The sequence below is a fragment of the Halomonas sp. LS-001 genome, assembly GCF_052983955.1.
In genome coordinates, this window is the sequence record NZ_CM129816.1 from 1,595,021 (window position 1) to 1,614,395 (window position 19,375).

Consider the following 19,375-nt stretch of genomic DNA (forward strand, 5'->3'; position numbering starts at 1 on the left):
CCTTCGATGTTAGACCAATGGCGAATAAGATGGGGCGATGCTAGGGTGTCAGCATCTATTTTGGCGGCCCGCTGGCCGTGCAGAGGCTAAACTCTAGGGGGTTGCGTGGAAGATTACATTCTGTGGTTTAACCAGTTGGGCATGGGCGATGTAGAACGGGTCGGTGGTAAAAACGCCTCGTTAGGTGAAATGATTTCAAACCTGTCTGGCGTTGGCGTGACGGTGCCTGGCGGCTTTGCTACCACGGCACATGCTTACCGGGAATTTCTCTCCCACAAAAATCTTAATGAACGTATTAATGCGACCTTGTCACGCCTGGACGTTGATGACGTTAAAGCGCTGGCAGAAGCGGGCCGCGATATTCGTCAGTGGGTGATTGATACGCCGTTACCACCCGCTTTTGAGGCCGCTCTGCGCCAGGCTTATGAGCAACTTCAACAGCAACACCCCAACCTGAAAGTGGCCGTGCGAAGCTCAGCGACAGCTGAAGACCTTCCGGATGCTTCTTTTGCTGGCCAGCAGGAAACCTTCCTCAATATTGAAGGGTTCGACAACATCAAGCGAGCGGTGCATGAAGTATTTGCCTCGCTGTTTAATGATCGTGCCATTTCTTACCGCGTTCACCGTGGCTATGCCCATGAAAACGTGGCGTTGTCAGCAGGCATTCAGAAGATGGTACGTTCTGAAACCGGTGCTGCTGGCGTGATGTTTACGTTAGACACGGAATCCGGCTATCGGGATGCTGTTTTCGTCACCGCCTCCTGGGGTCTGGGTGAAACCGTGGTTCAGGGGGCGGTTAATCCTGACGAGTTCTATGTTCACAAACCGACGCTGGCAGCAGGGCGTCCGGCCGTGCTGCGGCGTAATCTCGGTTCAAAGCTGATCAAGATGGTCTACACCGACGATACCAGTGCGGGCAAATCGGTAGAGACCGTCGATGTGCCGCTCAAAGACCGTGGTCGTTTCTGCCTCAATGATGCTCAGGTGATGGCACTGGCTGAACAGGCTATGACGATTGAAAAGCATTATCAGCGCCCAATGGATATCGAGTGGGCGTTGGATGGCGATGATGGTGAGCTGTATATCGTCCAGGCCCGCCCTGAAACCGTAGTGTCTCAGCAGGAAGGTGGCAAACTGGAACGTTTCCACCTTAAAGAAAAAGGCCGCACACTGGTAACGGGTCGCGCCATTGGTCAACGCATTGGTCGCGGGGCTGTCAAGATTGTGCTCAGCCCTGATGAGATGGACAAGATTCATGATGGAGATGTGTTGGTGACCGACATGACCGACCCGGATTGGGAACCGATCATGAAACGCGCCTCTGCCATCGTGACTAACCGCGGTGGCCGTACCTGTCACGCGGCTATTATCGCGCGCGAGCTGGGTATTCCTGCCGTCGTAGGCTGTGGAGAGGCCACCGAGCTGCTCGACGAAGGCAGTGATGTGACGGTTTCCTGTGCGGAAGGCGACGCTGGACACGTCTATGAAGGACTTCTTGAGTTCGACTATAAAGTCTCCACTGTTGATGCCATGCCTGATATCCCGTTCAAGATCATGATGAACGTGGGCAATCCGGATCGTGCTTTTGGCTTCTCCAGTCTGCCCAATGCAGGTGTGGGCCTGGCACGCCTGGAATTCATTATCAACCGTATGATTGGCGTCCATCCCAAGGCGCTGCTGGAATACGATACGCTGCCGTCAGATCTGCAGCAGATTATTGATTTGAGAACGGCAGGCTATACGGATCCAGTCAGTTTTTATGTCGATAAACTGGTGGAAGGGATTTCAACGCTAGCCGCCGCTTTTTATCCGCAGCGGGTAATTGTTCGCCTGTCCGACTTCAAGTCCAACGAATATGAAAATCTGATCGGCGGCAAACTGTATGAGCCCGGTGAAGAAAACCCCATGCTGGGCTTCCGGGGTGCTTCACGTTATATCTCTGAAGCGTTTCGTCCGTGCTTCGAACTGGAGTGTCGTGCGCTCAAACGCGTACGCGAGGTCATGGGCCTTGATAACGTCGAGATCATGGTGCCCTTCGTGCGGACTCCTGATGAGGCGCGTGAAGTCGTTGATCTGATGGCGGCCAACGGTCTGAAGCGCGGTGATAACGGACTGAAGGTAATTATGATGTGTGAGCTGCCAGCGAATGCCTTGCTGGCAGATGAATTCCTGCAGTACTTTGATGGTTTCTCGATTGGCTCAAACGACTTAACCCAGCTGACACTTGGGCTTGATCGTGATTCCGGCATCGTGGCGCATCTGTTTGATGAGCGTAATGAAGCCGTCAAAAAGCTGCTGGCCATGGCTATCCAGGCCTGTAAGGCACAGGGGAAATATGTCGGTATCTGTGGTCAAGGGCCGTCTGACCATCCAGACCTGGCCAAATGGCTGATGGAGCAGGGGATTGATTCTGTTTCCCTGAACCCGGACGCCGTTCTGGAAACCTGGTTCATGCTGGCGGGTGAAACCCTCAACTAAGCCGCTAGTTGCTGGTGTAAAGCTACTGGTGAGTTGTCAAAAATACACCGTCATGGCACGCCTTTGTGTGCCGTGACGGTGTTTTTACAGATAAATCAAATCGTTCCTATCCTTCACTGCGTAACCAGTTACGCAGTTTTACCAGCATCAGCCCCCCATCACTGAGTTCGCGACGGTCATCCATGAGTTGGGCCAGTTGTTGCGGATAGTCGGTAATAATGCCGTCAACCCCCATATCGATAAGCGTCGACATGCGTGCACGGCTATTAACGGTCCATGCATGAATCTCATAACCGTAAACACGTGCCAGCCGAATTTCATTTTTGGTAATCCGGTTATGGCGTAGGCCAAGCGCATCAAAGTCTCGCCGATTAAGAGTGCCTGGCATGATCAGCTGAGCCAGTAATGTTGTACGCAGCTGTGGGGCAGCACCCTCAATGTAGCGCAACAGAGAGGGCGTCATAACGGCGATGCGCATTTCTGCAAAGACATCCGGGAAACCACAGGTCACATAAGCTTGAATACTGTCGGTTTGCGCTGCCCAGCAGGCAAGCCGCAGCTGGTTTTCTTCCTCCAGTATACGCAGAACGGCTTCCGCCAAGGTGCGTTCATGCCCAAACTGCGGCTTAAGTTCAATCATCAGACTGGCACTGCCGCGCACGGTTTCCAGGGCGGCGGCAAGGGTGGGAATGCGTTCTCCGCGATATTTAGCATCAAACCATTCTCCGACATCAAGCTGGCTGAGTTTTTCCCGTGTCAGCTCTGTGAAATTACGCGGATTGCCTGTCAGTCTCTGCAGGCTGGTGTCGTGATAGAGCATGACGTCCTGATCAGCGGTTAGCTGAACGTCAATCTCGACGCTGTTGGCACCATCCACTAACGCCTGTCGAATGGCCGACAGGGTGTTCTCTGGCGCTACCATGGAGCTACCGCGGTGAGCGATGATGTCAACGTCATCTCGCAACTCGAAGCTGGTCAACACCCACCACGCCTGAACGGCGGCGAATAGTAAAACGCCCATCTCTACCGCCCAGGCCAGTCGCCCAGGATGGGAAGCAGGAGGCAGGCTCTCCGGTGGTGCTGCATGTACCAGCTGAGTGTAAAGACTTGCCGAAAGCATGGCATTGACAGCAACCCCCAGAAAGGTAATACCTAATGTTAACAGGACGTAGCCAGTCAGGTAGGCGAGGGTGGCGGGGATCAGCAGGGCGTTGTGTTCGGGTAGCCACCAAAGCAACGGGGTGAACAGGTGGTCAAAGACCCATGTCACCAGAACAGGCAGCGCAATAACGCCGAGCAGTACTGCCAGCACTGCAAAAGCAATGGAGCGGTGCCACCCGCGTGTTAAAACAACACTTCGCTTAAGTGCCTGAAGGGGAGGTTTTTTTTCCAAAGAGACGAGTGGCAGCGCCAATACCCAACGCAGATAAAGCCAGCTGGCAAGCCATGCCCATAGACCAATGACGGGTAAGGCGGAAGCAATGAAATACCAGAGCGCTGGTGGTCGTGCAATCTGCAGGTAGTACGCGTCAATGCCACTCAACCAGAAATCATGAAGCCAGGTAAGCACCAGCATGAAAGGGGCAATCAACAATAGATGTGCGCCTACCTGAAGTATCACCAGGCCAGAAAGCGCAGGTAAACGGTGGGTGCTCAGCCAGAGCGCCACAAGCGCCAGGCGGTAGTGGTTAGCCTGTGGCCGCACGGCAACCTGCAGCATGCCAGCCTGCTGCCAGTAGAGAATAATAAAGGCGCTTGCTATCACTGGCAGCGCGATAGCAAGCCCGGTCGGGCTGAACAGTAGTGCAACCATTGCATTGGTCGTCACTACGCTGCTGTCTAGCTGGGCAAAAATACGTTGTGTCGCCCAGGAGGCAACGGGCAACAGCAGGAATGATGCCAGTAAAGTAAAAAACAGATGAAAGGCGATCAGTGGGCGAACGTGTTCCCTTAACGTCCTGAGTAATAAACTACCAAGCGTTTTAAGTGGTTGCATGGCATTAGCAAGTGGCTGATGAGAATGCCAGCGTGGCATTCATGGCCAGCGCTGGCAAGGGTGGGCAAGTGGTTAGGCAGCTGTTGTATCTGTTTTAGATAGAAAGAGATAGGCGCTGGTCAGCAATCAGGATGCCGTTGTTATCGGCATACAGCCATTGGCCAGGCGAGATGCTAACGCCACCGATGTCGACAGGAATATCGCGCTGACCTTCACCGCGTTTTTCACTCTTGCGTGGATGGCTGCCTAATGCCTGAACCCCCAGATCAAGCGTTATCAGAATATCAACATCGCGTACGCAACCGTACATCACAACTCCTGCCCAGCCATTGGATGCTGCCTGTTCGGCCAGCATGTCGCCAAGCATGGCGCAGCGGCAGGAACCACCTGCGTCGACAACCAGTACCGCGCCTTCACCAGGTTCGGCAACCGCTTGTTTGACCATGGAGTTGTCTTCAAAACACTTAACGGTTCTCACCGGGCCAGCAAAGGCATCGCGACCACCAAAATTGGCAAAGATAGGGTCAACAACCGCCACTTCCGGGTAAGCATCGCAGATATCAGGTGTAACAATAGAGGGAGTGTCGTTCATTGCATGTCTCCAGTTTTGGGTGGTTTTTTCGAAGAGCTGTTTCGAAGAGCTATAAAAAAACGCCTCGCACTGGGAAACCAGGCGAGGCGTTGGATCATCGGCTCAGGCGCACAGTAATAATACCGTGCGCCTGCGATGTTGCGAGCATCGGCGATAACGTTTGCAGGTTGCTTGGGTTACGCTTCCTGAGCAATCGGAATCACGTTCGAGGCGATTTTTTGGTACTCCTCGATTTCGTGGAAGTTCATATAACGGTAAATTTCACCGGCCATGGCGTCGAACTCACTCATGTAACGCTGATACTCTTCCACCGAAGGCAGGCGACCCTCGACGGCTGCTACGGCGGCGAGTTCAGCTGACGCCAGATAAACGTTTGCACCATCCCCCAGACGGTTGGGGAAGTTACGGGTAGAGGTCGACACAACGGTGCTCTTGGAAGCAACGCGTGCCTGGTTACCCATGCACAGCGAGCAGCCTGGCATTTCCATCCGTGCGCCAGCGCGACCGTAGATGCCGTAGTAACCTTCTTCGGTCAGCTGGTGCTGGTCCATCTTGGTAGGCGGTGCCAGCCACAGGCGAGTTTTCAGGCTGCCGGCAGGCTGTTTTTCAAGCAGTTTGCCAGCGGCGCGGAAGTGGCCGATGTTGGTCATGCACGAGCCGATAAAGACTTCGTCGATTTTCTCGCCAGCCACTTCAGACAGCAAACGGGCATCGTCCGGGTCGTTAGGGGCACATAGAACCGGCTCCTTGATTTCCTCAAGGTCGATTTCAATGACTTCCGCGTACTCAGCGTCTTTGTCTCCACGCATCAGGCTCGGGTTAGCCAGCCATTCCTGCATGCCTTCGATACGACGGCTGATGGTGCGCTCATCGCCATAACCATTGGCCATCATCCACTTGAGCAGCGTGATGTTGGACTTCAAGTACTCGGTTACGCTTTCTTCGGAAAGGGTAATGGTACAACCGGCAGCAGAGCGCTCGGCCGAAGCATCAGACAGTTCGAACGCCTGTTCAACGGTCAGGTCTTCTAATCCTTCGATTTCAAGCACGCGCCCGGAGAAGGCATTTTTCTTGCCGGATTTCTCAACGGTCAAGAGCCCTTGCTTGATAGCGTACAGCGGAATGGCGTGAACCAGATCACGCAGGGTCACGCCAGGCTGACGCTTGCCTTTGAAGCGAACCAGAACGGATTCCGGCATATCCAGCGGCATGACGCCGGTGGCAGCGGCAAACGCTACCAGGCCAGAGCCAGCAGGGAAGGAAATGCCCAGCGGGAAGCGGGTGTGCGAGTCACCGCCGGTACCGACGGTATCCGGCAGCAGCATACGGTTCAGCCAGCTGTGGATGATGCCATCACCCGGACGTAGCGAAACACCACCACGGTTCATGATGAAGTCGGGCAGGGTATGGTGAGTGTCCACGTCCACCGGCTTCGGGTAGGCCGCTGTGTGACAGAAAGACTGCATGACCAGATCCGCCTGGAAGCCGAGGCAAGCCAGGTCTTTCAGTTCATCACGGGTCATTGGCCCAGTCGTATCCTGGGAACCCACCGTGGTCATCTTCGGCTCACAGTACATGCCGGGGCGAACGCCATCGAGGCCACACGCTTTACCGACCATTTTCTGAGCCAGTGTGAAGCCCTTGCCCGTATCGGCCGGCTGGTCTGGAAGACGGAATACATCAGATGCTTCCAGGCCAAGGGACTCACGCGCTTTGCCGGTCAAACCACGGCCAATGATCAGCGGAATACGTCCGCCAGCACGCACTTCATCAAGAATCAACTGGGTCTTGAGCTCGAAGGTGCTGAGAACCTCGTCGGTCCCATGTCTGCAGACCTTGCCTTCATACGGGTAAACGTCAATCACGTCACCCATGTTCAGGTTGGAAACATCCATTTCGACCGGTAGAGCGCCGGAATCTTCCATGGTGTTGAAGAAGATGGGTGCAATCTTGCTGCCGAAGCAGAAGCCACCTGCACGTTTATTGGGGACATTCGGAATGTCGTCGCCAAAGAACCACAGAACGGAGTTGGTCGCAGATTTACGCGAAGAACCGGTACCTACCACGTCACCTACATAGGCAACCGGGAAGCCCTTGGATTTCACGTCTTCAATCTGTTGCAGCGGCCCTACTTGCCCTTGTTCCTGCGGCTCGATGCCTTCACGTTCGTTTTTGAGCATGGCTCGGGCGTGCAGGGGAATATCCGGGCGAGACCATGCATCCGGTGCAGGCGAAAGATCATCTGTATTGGTTTCACCTGGCACTTTGAAAACGCTCAAGGTGATTTTGTCTTCCAGTGCCGGTTTGGCCAGGAACCATTCAGCGTCAGCCCAGGACTGGATAACATCTTTTGCAACCGCGTTACCATTTTTGGCGCGTTCTTCCACGTCGTGGAAAGCATCAAACATGAGGAGGGTGTGCTTGAGCTGTTCACCGACTTCTTGAGCCAGCGCTTCATCATCCAGCAGCTCGACCATGGAAACGATGTTATAACCGCCCTGCATGGTGCCAAGAAGTTTTACAGCATGAATCCTGTCAATCAGGGGAGACGTTGCTTCTCCCTTGGCAATGGCAGTCAAAAAGCCAGCTTTTACATAGGCTGCTTCATCCACGCCCGGAGGAACGCGGTCGGTAATCAGTTCCAGAATGAATTCTTCTTCACCTGCCGGCGGGTTTTTCAGGAGCTCGATAAGTGCAGCAACCTGCTCTGCATTTAAAGGCTTGGCAGGGACGCCCTCAGCAGCGCGTTCTTCGACATGTTGGCGGTAAGCTTCAAGCACGTTTGGGGCCCTCTCATTGGCTTTATGATGGCCAGCGAGGCGCGGCTGCAAGGCAACCACTCATTCTTCGCTAGGCTCACTTTATACGCTTGACAAACAGCGTCTGGTTAGATGTTGCTAATTCTACGGCAAACTGTCGACAATGTTAAGATGAAGCCGCTTCAAGCCCCTAGTACTTTAGTCATTTAGTACTTTAGTCATTTAGTCAGCACGTAAGGAATCAGCACGTAAGGTGTCGGCAAGTAAGGAATCAGGACTTAGGATATGCCGCTGAGGCGCAAGTGTGCTGCCAGTATTTTTAAGGAAGGATCAATTTAGACAAAATATTGTGTTGGGGGCGAGCAGGCAGGAACAGGTAAGCAGTTTACGAGGTAAGCAGGTGTGATTATGCGTGTTGCACGTTACCATGGGCAGGATTCAACGGTACATAAATGCGCCGAAAGTCTCTGGTGCATGGGTGAAAGTTTTTAAATAAAGTTTTTAAATGTTGTACAATGGCGATAAAAGTCTTGAGTAGATCTTGTATGTCAAACCTTCCTGTGGCGTTAAATAAAGCGCATCACAGCCTTCAAGCAGATGATCTGCTACCAGAGAGCCTGCTAAATTTCCTTGGCTGCCCAACGCCAGACGCCTGGATTTCATGGGCGCTTGCCAACCCGGATATCCTGCTGATTGATCATGCCCAGTGCGAAAAAAAAGCGGCGTCCACCGCCATGAGCCTTCTTTATCGCTATGTGGATCAGCCACTGTTACTGAGCAAGATGTCACAGCTGGCCCGTGAAGAGTTACTGCATTTTGAGCAGGTGGTGACGCTGATGGAAAAACGCGGCGTGACCTATCACCACCTGACGGCATCACGTTATGCAGACGGGCTGCGCCAACATATGCGTAGCAGTGACCCTGAGCGTCTGATTGACGTGTTAATTATCGGTGCCTTGATTGAAGCGCGCAGTTGCGAACGCTTTGCTCGCCTGATTCCTTATCTTGATGAAGAGTTGGCGAAGTTTTACCGCACACTGGTCAAATCGGAAGGCCGTCACTTCGAAGATTATCTTTTACTGGCTCGCCAGCAGACAAAAGTGTCTATCGATGACCGTATTGCGTTGTTCGTCGCCCGGGAACAGGATCTTATTCTGTCATCCGATACCGCATTTCGTTTCCACAGCGGTGTTCCAGCCTAATCTGCTGGCAGCCCACTAGGACATGTACCATGCTCGATGCTCGTGAAACCGACCAACTGGTGCTCTTGGGACATTTTTCACTGACGCAGGGTGATGATGTCATCACCCACTTCAGCTATGACAAAGTCAAGGCGCTGCTGGTTTACCTTTTACTCCATCGTCAGTCGATTAATCGAGCGGCGTTGGCGGAATTGCTCTGGCCAGACCAGGGGCTGTCTTCTGGGCGGACAAACCTGCGCCATGCTTTACATTGTCTGCGTCAATCCCTGGGGGAGAACGCCGACGAGGTATTAACGGTATCCCGTCAGACAATTGCCTTTCAGCTCCCGGCTGATTGGCGCGTCGATCTGCATGAATTACAGCGCATGCTTGAGGGGCCGCGAGATCTTGAAACCCTGGAAACCATCATGGCGTGCTACCAGGGAGATCTCGTCGAAGAGCTGCAACTGGCGAACTGTGGTGAATTCCAGCGTTGGTTGGTACAGACCAGAAACGAATGGCGTCAGCGCGTTATCCGCTTCGCCGAACAGGTTCTTGAAGGGCACAGCAACTTGCCTGATGAGTTGCTTGAAACCCTGGTTAGCCGTTTTTCAGGCTACGGGCCTTTTCACGAGCGTCTGGTGAAACAGCTGGCTGAAAAAGACCAGATGGCAGCCGCCCATGAGCAATACAACAGTTATCTGCAGCTGCTCGCGCTGTCGGGGCAGCAGCCGGAGCCTAGCTTTCTAAAACTGGCGAATTTCTGGTCCGATGTGCCGCAGGATCCTCATGGCATGTCACCCCAGGGGGCTTATGGAAGAGTACTGGCCGCCGATAGCAAGCCATTGAGAGAAGATGAAATTGAGCTACGTCAGCTCTCCGTGATGGCGATTCGGCTGCGTCTACAGGGTGACTGGCAGGATCGTGATGCAACGCGAAGCTGTTTATCGCTTCAACTTGAGTTGCTGCGCTGGCTGGAACGCCAATGCCATCACCTGGGCGGGTTCTGGCTACCCGGTGCCACGGGTGGCCTGGGCCTTGCCTGTTTCGGTACGCATGGTCCTGCGCATCAACTGGCAGAATTGGTCGCGCTTTATGAACATTGTCAGCAGGCCTTGCCGCAAGAATGTGAGCGTCACTGGACAGGTGAAGGTGAGCCGCCGCATTTTGAGCTTGCCGCCGGCTTACATAGCGGGCGAGTGGTCTATCTGCCAGAGCGCCAATTGGCGGATCCATTAGGGCAGGTAACGCAGACGTCACTGGAATTGATGAGTGCTTCTGAAGGCAGTGAACTGGTGATTTCCCAGGAAGCCAGCCAGCATATGCCGCCTGCGCTGGATCTTCAGCCGCGTCTGGTATCACGCCTGGTCGCCAGCGATGGCCGTGTGCGCTTGCGGGCGCTTGTATTGGGCCGCAATGAAGGTGGGCGCGATGCTGCGCCCCCTAGCCTGGTAGGCAGGGAAACCGCTTTACGCACGTTACGCGACGCACTCGCGCGGGCTGGCATCGGGTTGCGCCAGAGCGTCATGGTGCGGGGGCCTTCAGGAATGGGGAAATCCGCGTTAATGGTGGGTTTTCGCCAGCTTGAGCTTAGCCGTGATGCTGCCATTTGCTGGCAGCCCACGACACGCCTTTCAGTACTGGAACCTTACGGTGTTGCACGTAGCCTGGTGGCCTGGCACCTGGATGCATCACCGGATGTCGATAGGCTACACGAGCTTCAGACGCACCTTGAAATGAAAGCCTTGAACGACAGCCAGCAACAACTGTTGGAGGAGGCGCTGGGGGTTCGCGATGTTCAGGAAGTTTCACATCTGATTCAGAACGGTGAAGCGCTGGAGCTGGTGGTTAACCTGCTGCATGCCGTCATTGAGTCCCAGTCAGCACAACGCACACTGGTCTTGATGGTGGATGACTTACAGTGGCTGGATGAGCCTTCTTTCAAAGTGCTAGCTGGCCTACAGGCTCGCTTGCCGATCCATACACCCTTTATGCTGGTGGCTAGCCATCACGGGCGCGAGTCATTGCCGGTCAAGCTTCATTGGGACCAGCAGATTACCCTTGGACGACTGGATACCCAGCAATCCTCGCGTCTGTTATCTCAGCTGTCGCGGCGTTATCGCATTCATTTAAGTCCCCGCTTACGTAATCAGATCATTGAGCGCTGTGACGGTGTTCCGCTGTACATGCAGGAAATTTGTCGGCGCCTGGATCTGGATCGCCGTGAAGGGCGTTCCGTACAGTTTGATGATTTGCCTAAAGGTTTGTTGGGTCTGCTGGCGAGTCGGATTGACCAGCTGGAACAGGATCGCCATGTTGCCCATGTGGCGGCGGTGCTGGGCAAACGCTTCCGGCTGGATTTTCTGGCTGAATGCTGTGAACTTGATCAACCGGCCTTGCAGCAGGCGCTCACCCACATGCGTCAGCTGGAGATCATTGAGTCAGTGGAGCATGAAGGGCCGGAGTATGAGTATCAATTCAGTCATCAGCTCTTGCAGGAAGCGGCATACCTGTCATGTCCACGTGATGTGCGTGTCAAACTTCATCAGCAGGTCGTCAGCCTGATTGAAGAGCGCTTCCCGATGTGGATCAGTCGTCATCCGGGCGATTTTGCGACCCATCTACGTCGTAGCGGTCATTACGCTCGTGGCGCCCGTTATTTTGAACTTGCCGCTCGGGAAGCCTTAAAAGTCAGTGCCAACCGCACCGCGTTGCGCATGGCAGACTTTGGGTTGGCGAGCTTACGGCATGTCGATCATGAGGCAGAGCGCGAAATCAGTCTGCTGACCGTTCGTGGGCAAGCGGCGTTTGCGTTGGAGGGCCATGGTTCACCCACCGCCCATGAGAGCTTTTTACGTGCTCGTGAATTGCTGATCAGTGCCGATGGCCATGAGTCTAATGAGCCGGAAGACATTGAGCAGATATTCCTGGTCAAATGGGGATTATGGGTAGGGCGCAGCCAACGTTACGCTCACGCGGATGCCTTTGCGCTGGCATCGACGCTGGCGGACCTTGCGGCCAGGCTGGAAGATCCACGTTACCAGCGGCTGGCAGATTACGCTCGCGCACACTGTGAGTATTGGGCGGGTAAAATTCAGCAAGCCTATGACCATCTGGATGAAATTGATCCGCTTAACTCTCCCATGATGATTGAGTGGCTGCCGTTTTCCGATCATCCGCAAGTCACCGCTGCGTGTTTTCAGGGGTGGGCGCTTTGTCTGCGTGGCGATTATCAGCGTGCCGAGCGTCAGGTATCGGCAGCCATTCGCCTGGCTGAGCAGATTGGCCACCCCGGCACGCTGGCCATGGCCTTGTTGTTTGCCGCCACACTGTATCGTCAGCTGGGGCATGTGCATCTGGCAGCCCGGCATGCTGAGCGCGCCGCTGCGATGACGGCAACCCCTGACCTGCAGCTCTGGCAGATATCGGCGCAAGGGGTGCTTGGCTGGCAGCGGGCATTGGCCGGCGACGCGGGGGGCGTGCAGCAGGTTCGTCAAAGTCTTGAGCAAATGGCAGAGCTTAATGGTCGTGACCATTATCAACGCCCGGTCCTCTGGTACTCCGATGCCTGCATAGCGGTCGGTGATTTTGCTGTCGCTGAAGATTACCTCGATCAATGTCTGATAATTGCCCGGGAGCGAAACACTTTATTCTTACCTGAGCTGGCGATTCAGTTGGCGCGAGTGCGCGATAAGATGGGGCACTCATCTGAGGGAGTTCGTCAACTGGTAGAGCTTGCTATCAGTCAGGCGCGGGAGCATGGCAATCGTCATCAGGAGCTTACCGCACTGGCATTCTGGCTGACTCGAGTTGCGCCTGAAGACACCGAGAACCGCGATGTTTTCCGCCGCTTGCTGGGAGATGTCAATCATACAGATGCGCCTGTATTGGTGCGTTGGGTGAGCCTTCTTGACCATCGTTTTGCAGTGGAAAACCTGGAAAGCTGATGATGGCATAACGTCAGTTAACGGTTGGTAAGCGTATGGCCTTCTAACCATGAAAGGCTTTCAAGGGCCTCGCGGCGTGATGTGCCGCATAACGCCTTGTCAAAAGTGAACTGCTCACATACCTCTGGCCGTCGGCTGTCACCAAAGAGGCGGCACAGATTATCATTATCAAGCTGCTGACAACGCACACCTGCGGGCTTGCCATCTGGCATGCCGGGGATAGCACTGCTGATGGAAGGCGCGATACAGCAGGCGCCGCATCCGGGGCGGCATTGCTCAGTCTGTTCAGCGAATTGAGACTGTCCGCCTTCGTCTGTTTGAATCAATGTGACCATTAGGATTTTGCATCGCTGTCTGGGTGAATGTAACCGTTCTGTTTATAAGTGAATTTTGTAATGAATGCTCCCGAATTACTGTCTCCTGCAGGCACGTTCAAGAACATGCGCTATGCCTTCGCCTATGGCGCTGACGCTGTCTATGCAGGGCAGCCTCGCTACTCATTAAGGGTACGCAACAACGATTTTAAAATCGATAACCTGCATAAAGGGATTGCCTACGCACATGAACGTGGCAAACAGTTCTATGTTGCGTCCAATATTGCGCCGCATAACAGCAAACTAAAAACCTACCTGCGCGACATGGAGCCGGTGATTGAGGCAGGACCGGATGCATTGATCATGTCCGATCCGGGTTTAATCATGATGATTCGTGAGCGTTGGCCAGAGCAGGTTATCCACCTTTCCGTGCAGTCTAACGTTGTGAATTGGGCGGCCGCGAGGTTTTGGCAGCAACAGGGCATTAGCCGTATTATTTTGTCACGTGAACTCTCATTAGCCGAAATTGGTGAAATTCGCGCTGAGTGTCCGGATCTGGAAATTGAAACTTTCGTCCACGGTGCGCTATGTATCGCTTACTCGGGGCGCTGTCTGCTGTCAGGCTATTTTAACCATCGTGACCCAAATCAGGGAACCTGCACTAACGCTTGCCGCTGGAAATATAACACGGTGGCAGCCGCGCAGGATGAAACCGGGGACGTGGTGCCTGCCAATTCGGCGCGTGCGCACTCAGCCAGCGGTATTTGGACACCCGAAGACAATGGGCTGATTGCCGCGAGCAGTGGGAGTTCGTCATCGACGGCTACCGCTGGTGGTGTGGAAGGGCAGGATGAGCTGTCGGCGCTGATAGAAGATCGTACCCGTCCGGGTGAATTGATGCCGGTGTTCGAAGATGAACATGGCACTTACATCATGAATTCCAAGGATTTGCGCGCCGTACAGCATGTGCCGGAGTTAACGCGAATGGGCATTACCTCTCTGAAAATCGAGGGACGTACCAAGTCGCCTTACTATGTGGCACGCACAGCACAGGTTTATCGTCAGGCAATTGATGATGCAGCGGCAGGGCGTCCGTTTGATATGCGCTTGATGGATGAATTGGATAACCTGGCAAATCGTGGCTACACCGAAGGATTCTATCGTCGGCATGTTCATGATGAATATCAGAATTATCAGCAGGGCAATTCAATAGGCGTGCATCAGCAGTTTGTGGGTGAAGTGATGAGTTACCACCCAGAGCGTGGCATTCTTGAAATCGATGTCAAAAACCGTTTTGAAGTGGGAGACGGCATGGAGCTAATGCTCCCGGGCGGGAACCGCCGTTTTATCCTTGAGCACATTGAGAACAGGCGCGGAGAGTCAATGGGCGCTGCACCGGGGTCGGGACACATTGTGCGTATTCCTGTTCCTGGTGATGCTATTGCGGCAGAGCGTATTGAATTTGCACTGCTGATGCGTGATTTACCCAAAGGGTGAATGCAAATGGTTGAATGCAAAAGAGTGAATGTAGCCAGTATTACATGCATTACTTGAATATTCTGGCCCCTTATATTTGATCTAAATGGACATTTTCTATGGCTACCATCCGACATAGCGAAATCATATCCGCTCCACCCGAAAAGGTGTTCAGCGTATTGTGCCAGGTAGAAGACTTTGCCGATTATTCAGATCTTATTGAACGGATTGAAGTACTGGGTAATCAACGCTATCGCTGGTATGTGCGAGCCGTAGGGATGGATTGGACCTTTGATGTTGAAGTAACCGAGTCGCGTGCACCCGAAGTGTTGGCCTGGGAGTCTTTGGATGGCGTAAAGAACTATGGTCGCTATCAGTTACGTGCTGTACCAGAAGGTACCGAGGTGTCATTGACCCTGACTTACGAGATTCGCAACCGTTTGGTAGAGAAAGCGGTGAATAAAGCCGCGAAACCGTTAGTTGGCAAAGTCAGTCGGCAAATTCTCGAACGGGTTGAAGCCAAGCTGAAAGACAATGCCTAGCTAGCAATTTAATTGGGCATCAATGAGATGATGCTCAATAAAACGATGCCCAATAAAACCACACCAAAACCAATACGTTATTTTTGCTTATGCATCGACACATCCAGGTGGTCGACAGTCTCGGCCCAGTCAGCATCTTCTGCGACAGCCTCACGAAGAAATTCGGCTTGCCCTTCGTTCCAGCAAGGTGCATCTGCAAGTGGCATATCATCCGCTAGTGGTGAGTTTCGCTCAATAAAACGCTCAATGGACTCAGCGTCATTAGCCAGACCAAGTTGTTCAAACAGTTCACTGAAATGATGAACGGGTTTTTCCATTAGTTATCTCCAATAGCATGAGTGTGTTAACTCTTGAAACTATAATAAGGCAGGTTGAATCGACAATAAAACAGGTTGTCGTGATGAACATACCTTAATGTAGCTTAAATGCTTCATTTCAACATATGCAATCTATCGCTCGCTTGGCTATCGCTCACCCACCAGCGCTGTCATGAATCGCTGTCGGCGCTGCTTATCGGTTAGCGGTTGAGCAAGAAGGTGGACAAGCTTGCAATAGGCTGCTTCCGCAGTCATGCCATCCCCTGATAAAACGCCAGCCTCGGCAAGGCCATGGCCAGCAGCATAAGCGCCAAGGTGGGTATGGCCTATCGGGCACTGGCTGGTGGCGGCAATGAGTTTTCCTTCGCCGCTGGCGCGTGCCAACACCTCTAGAACGGCGTCGTCTTCTCCAATATTGCCAGAACCCCAAAGTTGCAGCAGAGCGCCTTTGACGCGAGGATCATCAAGCCAGGCGTCTAACTGCCAGGCAGCGATGCCAGGCCATAGCACAATCCTAACCACTTCACCGTTGGCGAAGGCACTGTAATCGGCAAGTTCGAAGCGTGGTGCTCCCTGTTGCTGATACGCCAAGCCGCGGCGGGCGTAGTAGACGAAATCATCCCCTACGCGCTCGCCTAATAAAGGGTAATTAGGGCTGAAAAAGGCATCCGCCGCCTCGGTGTGCTGTTTACTACTGCGGATGCCGCGCAATAGCTGGCCAGCAAAGTAGAGTGCCACTTCCTGGAGGTCTGCCTGGGTCGCAAAACGAAGCGCTCCCACGATATTTTCCAGTGCATCACTGTTAGCTACTTCAAGCGGCTGCATTGCGCCGGTCAGGATGACGGGGCGATCAAGCCCCTGTAACTGGTAAGCAAGGCTTGCCGCTGTCCAGCTCATGGTGTCAGTGCCATGTAGGACGACAATGCCCGCATAGTCATTGATGTTGGCATGAATATCCGCCGCAAGCTGCTGCCAGTGCCACGGCGTTACCGCACTGGAGTCGATTAATTCGCAATAACTGATGACATCATAAACAGGGAGGTGTTGACGCTCTTTGATGGGCAATGTGGTCAACGATTGAGCTATTCTTTTTTCAATATTATCGCCACTCACCAACCCTTTAGAGGAGGCCTGCATCCCGATAGTGCCGCCTGTGTAAATAATCAGTACCCGTTCTCTGGTGGGGGCACAGGCAGTAAGTGAAAGCGTGCTCATGAACGAACTCCAGTGCCAGCAAGGCAGCATCAAAGTGGAAAAGAAAACGTGATTCAGTAACGATGCACCGTCAAGGATCCGCTGTCATCATCAAGGCGCTGATTACGCCCAGCAAACATCGCGAAGCAAGCACACAGTCCGATTACCGCAATTAAAAACCAACCAACAAACATGGTGCTGGCACCCGATTGAAGTTGCCAGCCAACCAGAAAAGGCCCCAATGACGCCAGTGTGTACCCACCACCTTGCACCAGGCCTGAAAGTTGGCCGGCCAAACGCGAGTTAGCGGTTCTTAATACTAATAAAGTTAGCGCCAGGCTGAAACTTCCCCCTTGACCAATGCCAAGCAGGATGGCACCAGGCCATTTCCAGCTTAAGGGACCAATGAGTAATAGCCACAGGCCGGAGGCGGTTAGCAGTAGTACAACCATCAACGCAGGCCGTTGATCTCTGCCGAGCCTTGCTAACCAAGGGGCTGCCAGTGCTGAAAAAAGCTGGCACATAATGGATATTGCCATGGTCCAGCCAGCAGAAGACTCATTGTAGCCGCGGTCAACCAGTAGTGAAGGAAGCCAGCCAAACACAACGTAGGCCATGGAAGATTGAAGGCCCATAAACAGCATGATCTGCCATGTTAAGCGTTGCTTTAATAGCGTTGAGAAACCACTGCGGCTGGTTTGGGTGATCGGCGTTGCTTGAGATTCAGGTATCGCGAAATGCCATAGCGCCAAGGCGAACGCGGCCAATAATGACCAGCTCATCAGGCTCGTTTGCCAGCTACCCAGCCAAAGGGTTAATGGTACGCTCAGGCCAGCGCCGATGGCGCCACCCAGACATAGCGCCATGGTGTATAAGCCCGTGACAAGATCAGCCTTGCCGGGTAACTCATGTTTGACCAAGGCAGGTAGAAGGGTGCCCGCCAGGCCAATGGCAGCACCTGACATTGCCGAACCGATAAATAAAGCGCCTGGCAAGGGCAAGCCACGCCCGATCAGCCCGAGCGTCAAAATGACTAACGCTATGCTTAAGGCTCGCTCTCTTCCGACGCGTTTTGAAAGCAAGGGGGCAAGGGGTGCCGATAGGCCTAGAAAAAGTACAGGCAGTGTCGTCAGAAGGCCGGCCGCCGTGGCAGTCAGCCCCGCCGTTTCTTGCAGGCGTGTCAGTAATGGTGCCACAGAAGAAAGCGCCGGGCGTAAATTAAGCCCGACGATAACCATTAAGATGAGAAAAACCACTGGTTGGCGTTGGGTCATGAAAAGGCTTATTTCATGTGTTGACGTAGATCGCCTCGAACGTCATCCAGCAGCGTAATGAAGTGTGTGTCATGAGTTGATTCGAGAGCATCGACACGCGGTGAGGTACGCATTCCCTTATCAATGTTTAACCGGTCGTAAATTTCCAGCGTAATTTTTTTGGCAGGCTTGTCACCTATCGAAATAATGCCATCTTCGAGCGTGAACGTTTCCAGCAGGGTGGCTCGGATGCGAGTCTGCTGCCCTTCACTTAACATACGACGCACAAATAGCCAGCCTTCACAAACAAGGGCGGGCTGGTCCGCTGTGGTACGTAGAAACAGCGTACGATAGCAGGCACCTTCTTTCGCTGCTTTTTCAGCCATACTGCGGTAGGCCTGAGCGACTTGGGAGGCAGGAACACGGGCATCTTCAAGGCGCTGCTCGACTCCTTGATGCTCACGACTCAGTTGTTCCTGACGCTGAAAAGTTAGCCAGCGGCGATACTCTGCCATTAATTGCGACGACGCCATCGAGCGACTCCTGAATAAATACGTTAACAGATGAATGAAATGTCACAGCACCTCTCACCCCGCCGTGGTGGAAACCGGTGATAAAAGCTACCTGACATATTGTGACAGTTAACCCTGTTGTCGCCTAACCGTTTGATAGGTTAATTGACTGCTGATCGACTGAATGTACTGCGTTTTTATTGTGTCTGTGAGGTTTGCGTATAACCTCTCTGTTCTAATGTCCGGGCGATGTCTTGCGCAACATCAGACCAGCTCTTGCCTAATGCTCTGACCAATGCAGGGTAGCCATCATTGCTTAATGCGGTGCGAGCATGAAAACTGTCAAGATGGACAAGTTTTCTATTTCTGTCCCTTAGCTGCCATTGGCCGCTTGCAACTGCGTAGCCATCATAGCGTCCCTGGAATTCATCAACGTCCAGGTGTAAGGAGAGTATTTCATCCGAGGGGCCATCTGCCCGGGAAAAACGGATGGTGGGAAGCGCTTGAGCTAATCCGCCGCGCAGATTTTTTTCCAGCTGACTGGCCAGTGTGTCTGCCCATTGATGCTCTCTGGCTTCCCGCATTTCAATATCATCCAGCTGGAAGACAATACCATCGACATCCAGGTAATGTGCCAGGCGGGGCAGGTTTACTTTAATCTGTGTCTGAGGTGAGGCTGGAGCGCCCGTCGGTGACACGCCAGGTAACATGTAACGCGACGGTGGGCTGACGCTGCTGGCGCAGGCCGTCAGGAATGATGTGAGCAGCAGTGTCATGATGAATAGGTCAACGCGCCTTGCCATATTAAGTCTCC

The 19,375-nt window shown here is 53.5% G+C and carries 14 protein-coding genes; 5 read left to right on the forward strand and 9 right to left on the reverse strand.

Translation table 11 applies throughout. From position 1 onward, the window contains the following. Positions 1-105 precede the first annotated feature (105 nt). Positions 106-2,478: a phosphoenolpyruvate synthase gene (gene ppsA / locus ACU6TU_RS07165; protein ID WP_447143869.1), complete on the forward strand. Its 2,373-nt coding sequence runs from the start codon at positions 106-108 to the stop codon at positions 2,476-2,478. 106 nt (positions 2,479-2,584) lie between these two features. Here the strand turns inward: ppsA and ACU6TU_RS07170 are convergent, their stop codons facing one another. The 3 genes from ACU6TU_RS07170 to acnB all read right to left on the reverse strand — a co-directional run bounded on the left by ACU6TU_RS07170 (position 2,585) and on the right by acnB (position 7,846). Then, positions 2,585-4,474 carry a glycerophosphodiester phosphodiesterase family protein gene (locus ACU6TU_RS07170; protein WP_447143870.1) on the reverse strand — a complete coding sequence of 630 codons (1,890 nt, stop codon included), beginning with the start codon at positions 4,472-4,474 and terminating at the stop codon, positions 2,585-2,587. Positions 4,475-4,568: 94 nt separating this feature from the next. Then, complete coding sequence (gene rraA / locus ACU6TU_RS07175) at positions 4,569-5,066, reverse strand: ribonuclease E activity regulator RraA (RefSeq protein WP_447143871.1); 498 nt, start codon at positions 5,064-5,066, stop codon at positions 4,569-4,571. 176 nt (positions 5,067-5,242) lie between these two features. Next, complete coding sequence (acnB, locus tag ACU6TU_RS07180) at positions 5,243-7,846, reverse strand: bifunctional aconitate hydratase 2/2-methylisocitrate dehydratase (protein WP_447143872.1); 2,604 nt, start codon at positions 7,844-7,846, stop codon at positions 5,243-5,245. A 524-nt stretch (positions 7,847-8,370) separates the two neighbouring features. Here acnB and miaE point away from each other — a divergent pair. Both miaE and ACU6TU_RS07190 read left to right on the forward strand, forming a co-directional pair. Continuing rightward, on the forward strand, positions 8,371-9,027 hold the full coding sequence (miaE, locus tag ACU6TU_RS07185; protein ID WP_447143873.1) for a tRNA isopentenyl-2-thiomethyl-A-37 hydroxylase MiaE: 657 nt from the start codon (positions 8,371-8,373) through the stop codon (positions 9,025-9,027). 29 nt (positions 9,028-9,056) lie between these two features. After that, entirely contained in the window at positions 9,057-12,953 is a 3,897-nt protein-coding gene (locus ACU6TU_RS07190; protein ID WP_447143874.1) for an AAA family ATPase, read from the forward strand. 17 nt (positions 12,954-12,970) lie between these two features. Here ACU6TU_RS07190 and ACU6TU_RS07195 read toward each other — a convergent pair whose 3' ends face one another. Beyond that, positions 12,971-13,288 carry a YkgJ family cysteine cluster protein gene (locus ACU6TU_RS07195; RefSeq protein WP_447143875.1) on the reverse strand — a complete coding sequence of 106 codons (318 nt, stop codon included), beginning with the start codon at positions 13,286-13,288 and terminating at the stop codon, positions 12,971-12,973. A 60-nt stretch (positions 13,289-13,348) separates the two neighbouring features. Between ACU6TU_RS07195 and trhP the strand changes: the two genes are divergently transcribed. Then, positions 13,349-14,764: a prephenate-dependent tRNA uridine(34) hydroxylase TrhP gene (gene trhP / locus ACU6TU_RS07200; protein ID WP_447143876.1), complete on the forward strand. Its 1,416-nt coding sequence runs from the start codon at positions 13,349-13,351 to the stop codon at positions 14,762-14,764. 98 nt (positions 14,765-14,862) lie between these two features. Then, entirely contained in the window at positions 14,863-15,285 is a 423-nt protein-coding gene (locus ACU6TU_RS07205; RefSeq protein WP_447143877.1) for an SRPBCC family protein, read from the forward strand. A gap of 77 nt (positions 15,286-15,362) precedes the next feature. Here ACU6TU_RS07205 and ACU6TU_RS07210 read toward each other — a convergent pair whose 3' ends face one another. The 5 genes from ACU6TU_RS07210 to ACU6TU_RS07230 all read right to left on the reverse strand — a co-directional run bounded on the left by ACU6TU_RS07210 (position 15,363) and on the right by ACU6TU_RS07230 (position 19,364). Then, positions 15,363-15,602 (reverse strand): DUF2789 domain-containing protein, encoded by a 240-nt coding sequence (locus ACU6TU_RS07210; protein WP_447143878.1) that lies wholly within the window; start codon positions 15,600-15,602, stop codon positions 15,363-15,365. 147 nt (positions 15,603-15,749) lie between these two features. Next, positions 15,750-16,817, reverse strand: a complete 1,068-nt coding sequence (locus tag ACU6TU_RS07215; RefSeq protein ID WP_447143879.1) for an asparaginase — start codon at positions 16,815-16,817, stop codon at positions 15,750-15,752. A gap of 53 nt (positions 16,818-16,870) precedes the next feature. Continuing rightward, positions 16,871-18,070, reverse strand: coding sequence for an MFS transporter (locus ACU6TU_RS07220; protein WP_447143880.1), 1,200 nt, complete (start codon positions 18,068-18,070; stop codon positions 16,871-16,873). 8 nt (positions 18,071-18,078) lie between these two features. Further along, positions 18,079-18,582: a hypothetical protein gene (locus ACU6TU_RS07225; RefSeq protein WP_447143881.1), complete on the reverse strand. Its 504-nt coding sequence runs from the start codon at positions 18,580-18,582 to the stop codon at positions 18,079-18,081. A 176-nt stretch (positions 18,583-18,758) separates the two neighbouring features. Further along, the gene (locus ACU6TU_RS07230; protein WP_447143882.1) at positions 18,759-19,364 is read right to left on the reverse strand and encodes a PqiC family protein; all 606 of its coding nucleotides are present in this window, start codon (positions 19,362-19,364) and stop codon (positions 18,759-18,761) included. Between the last annotated feature and the right edge of the window lie 11 nt (positions 19,365-19,375).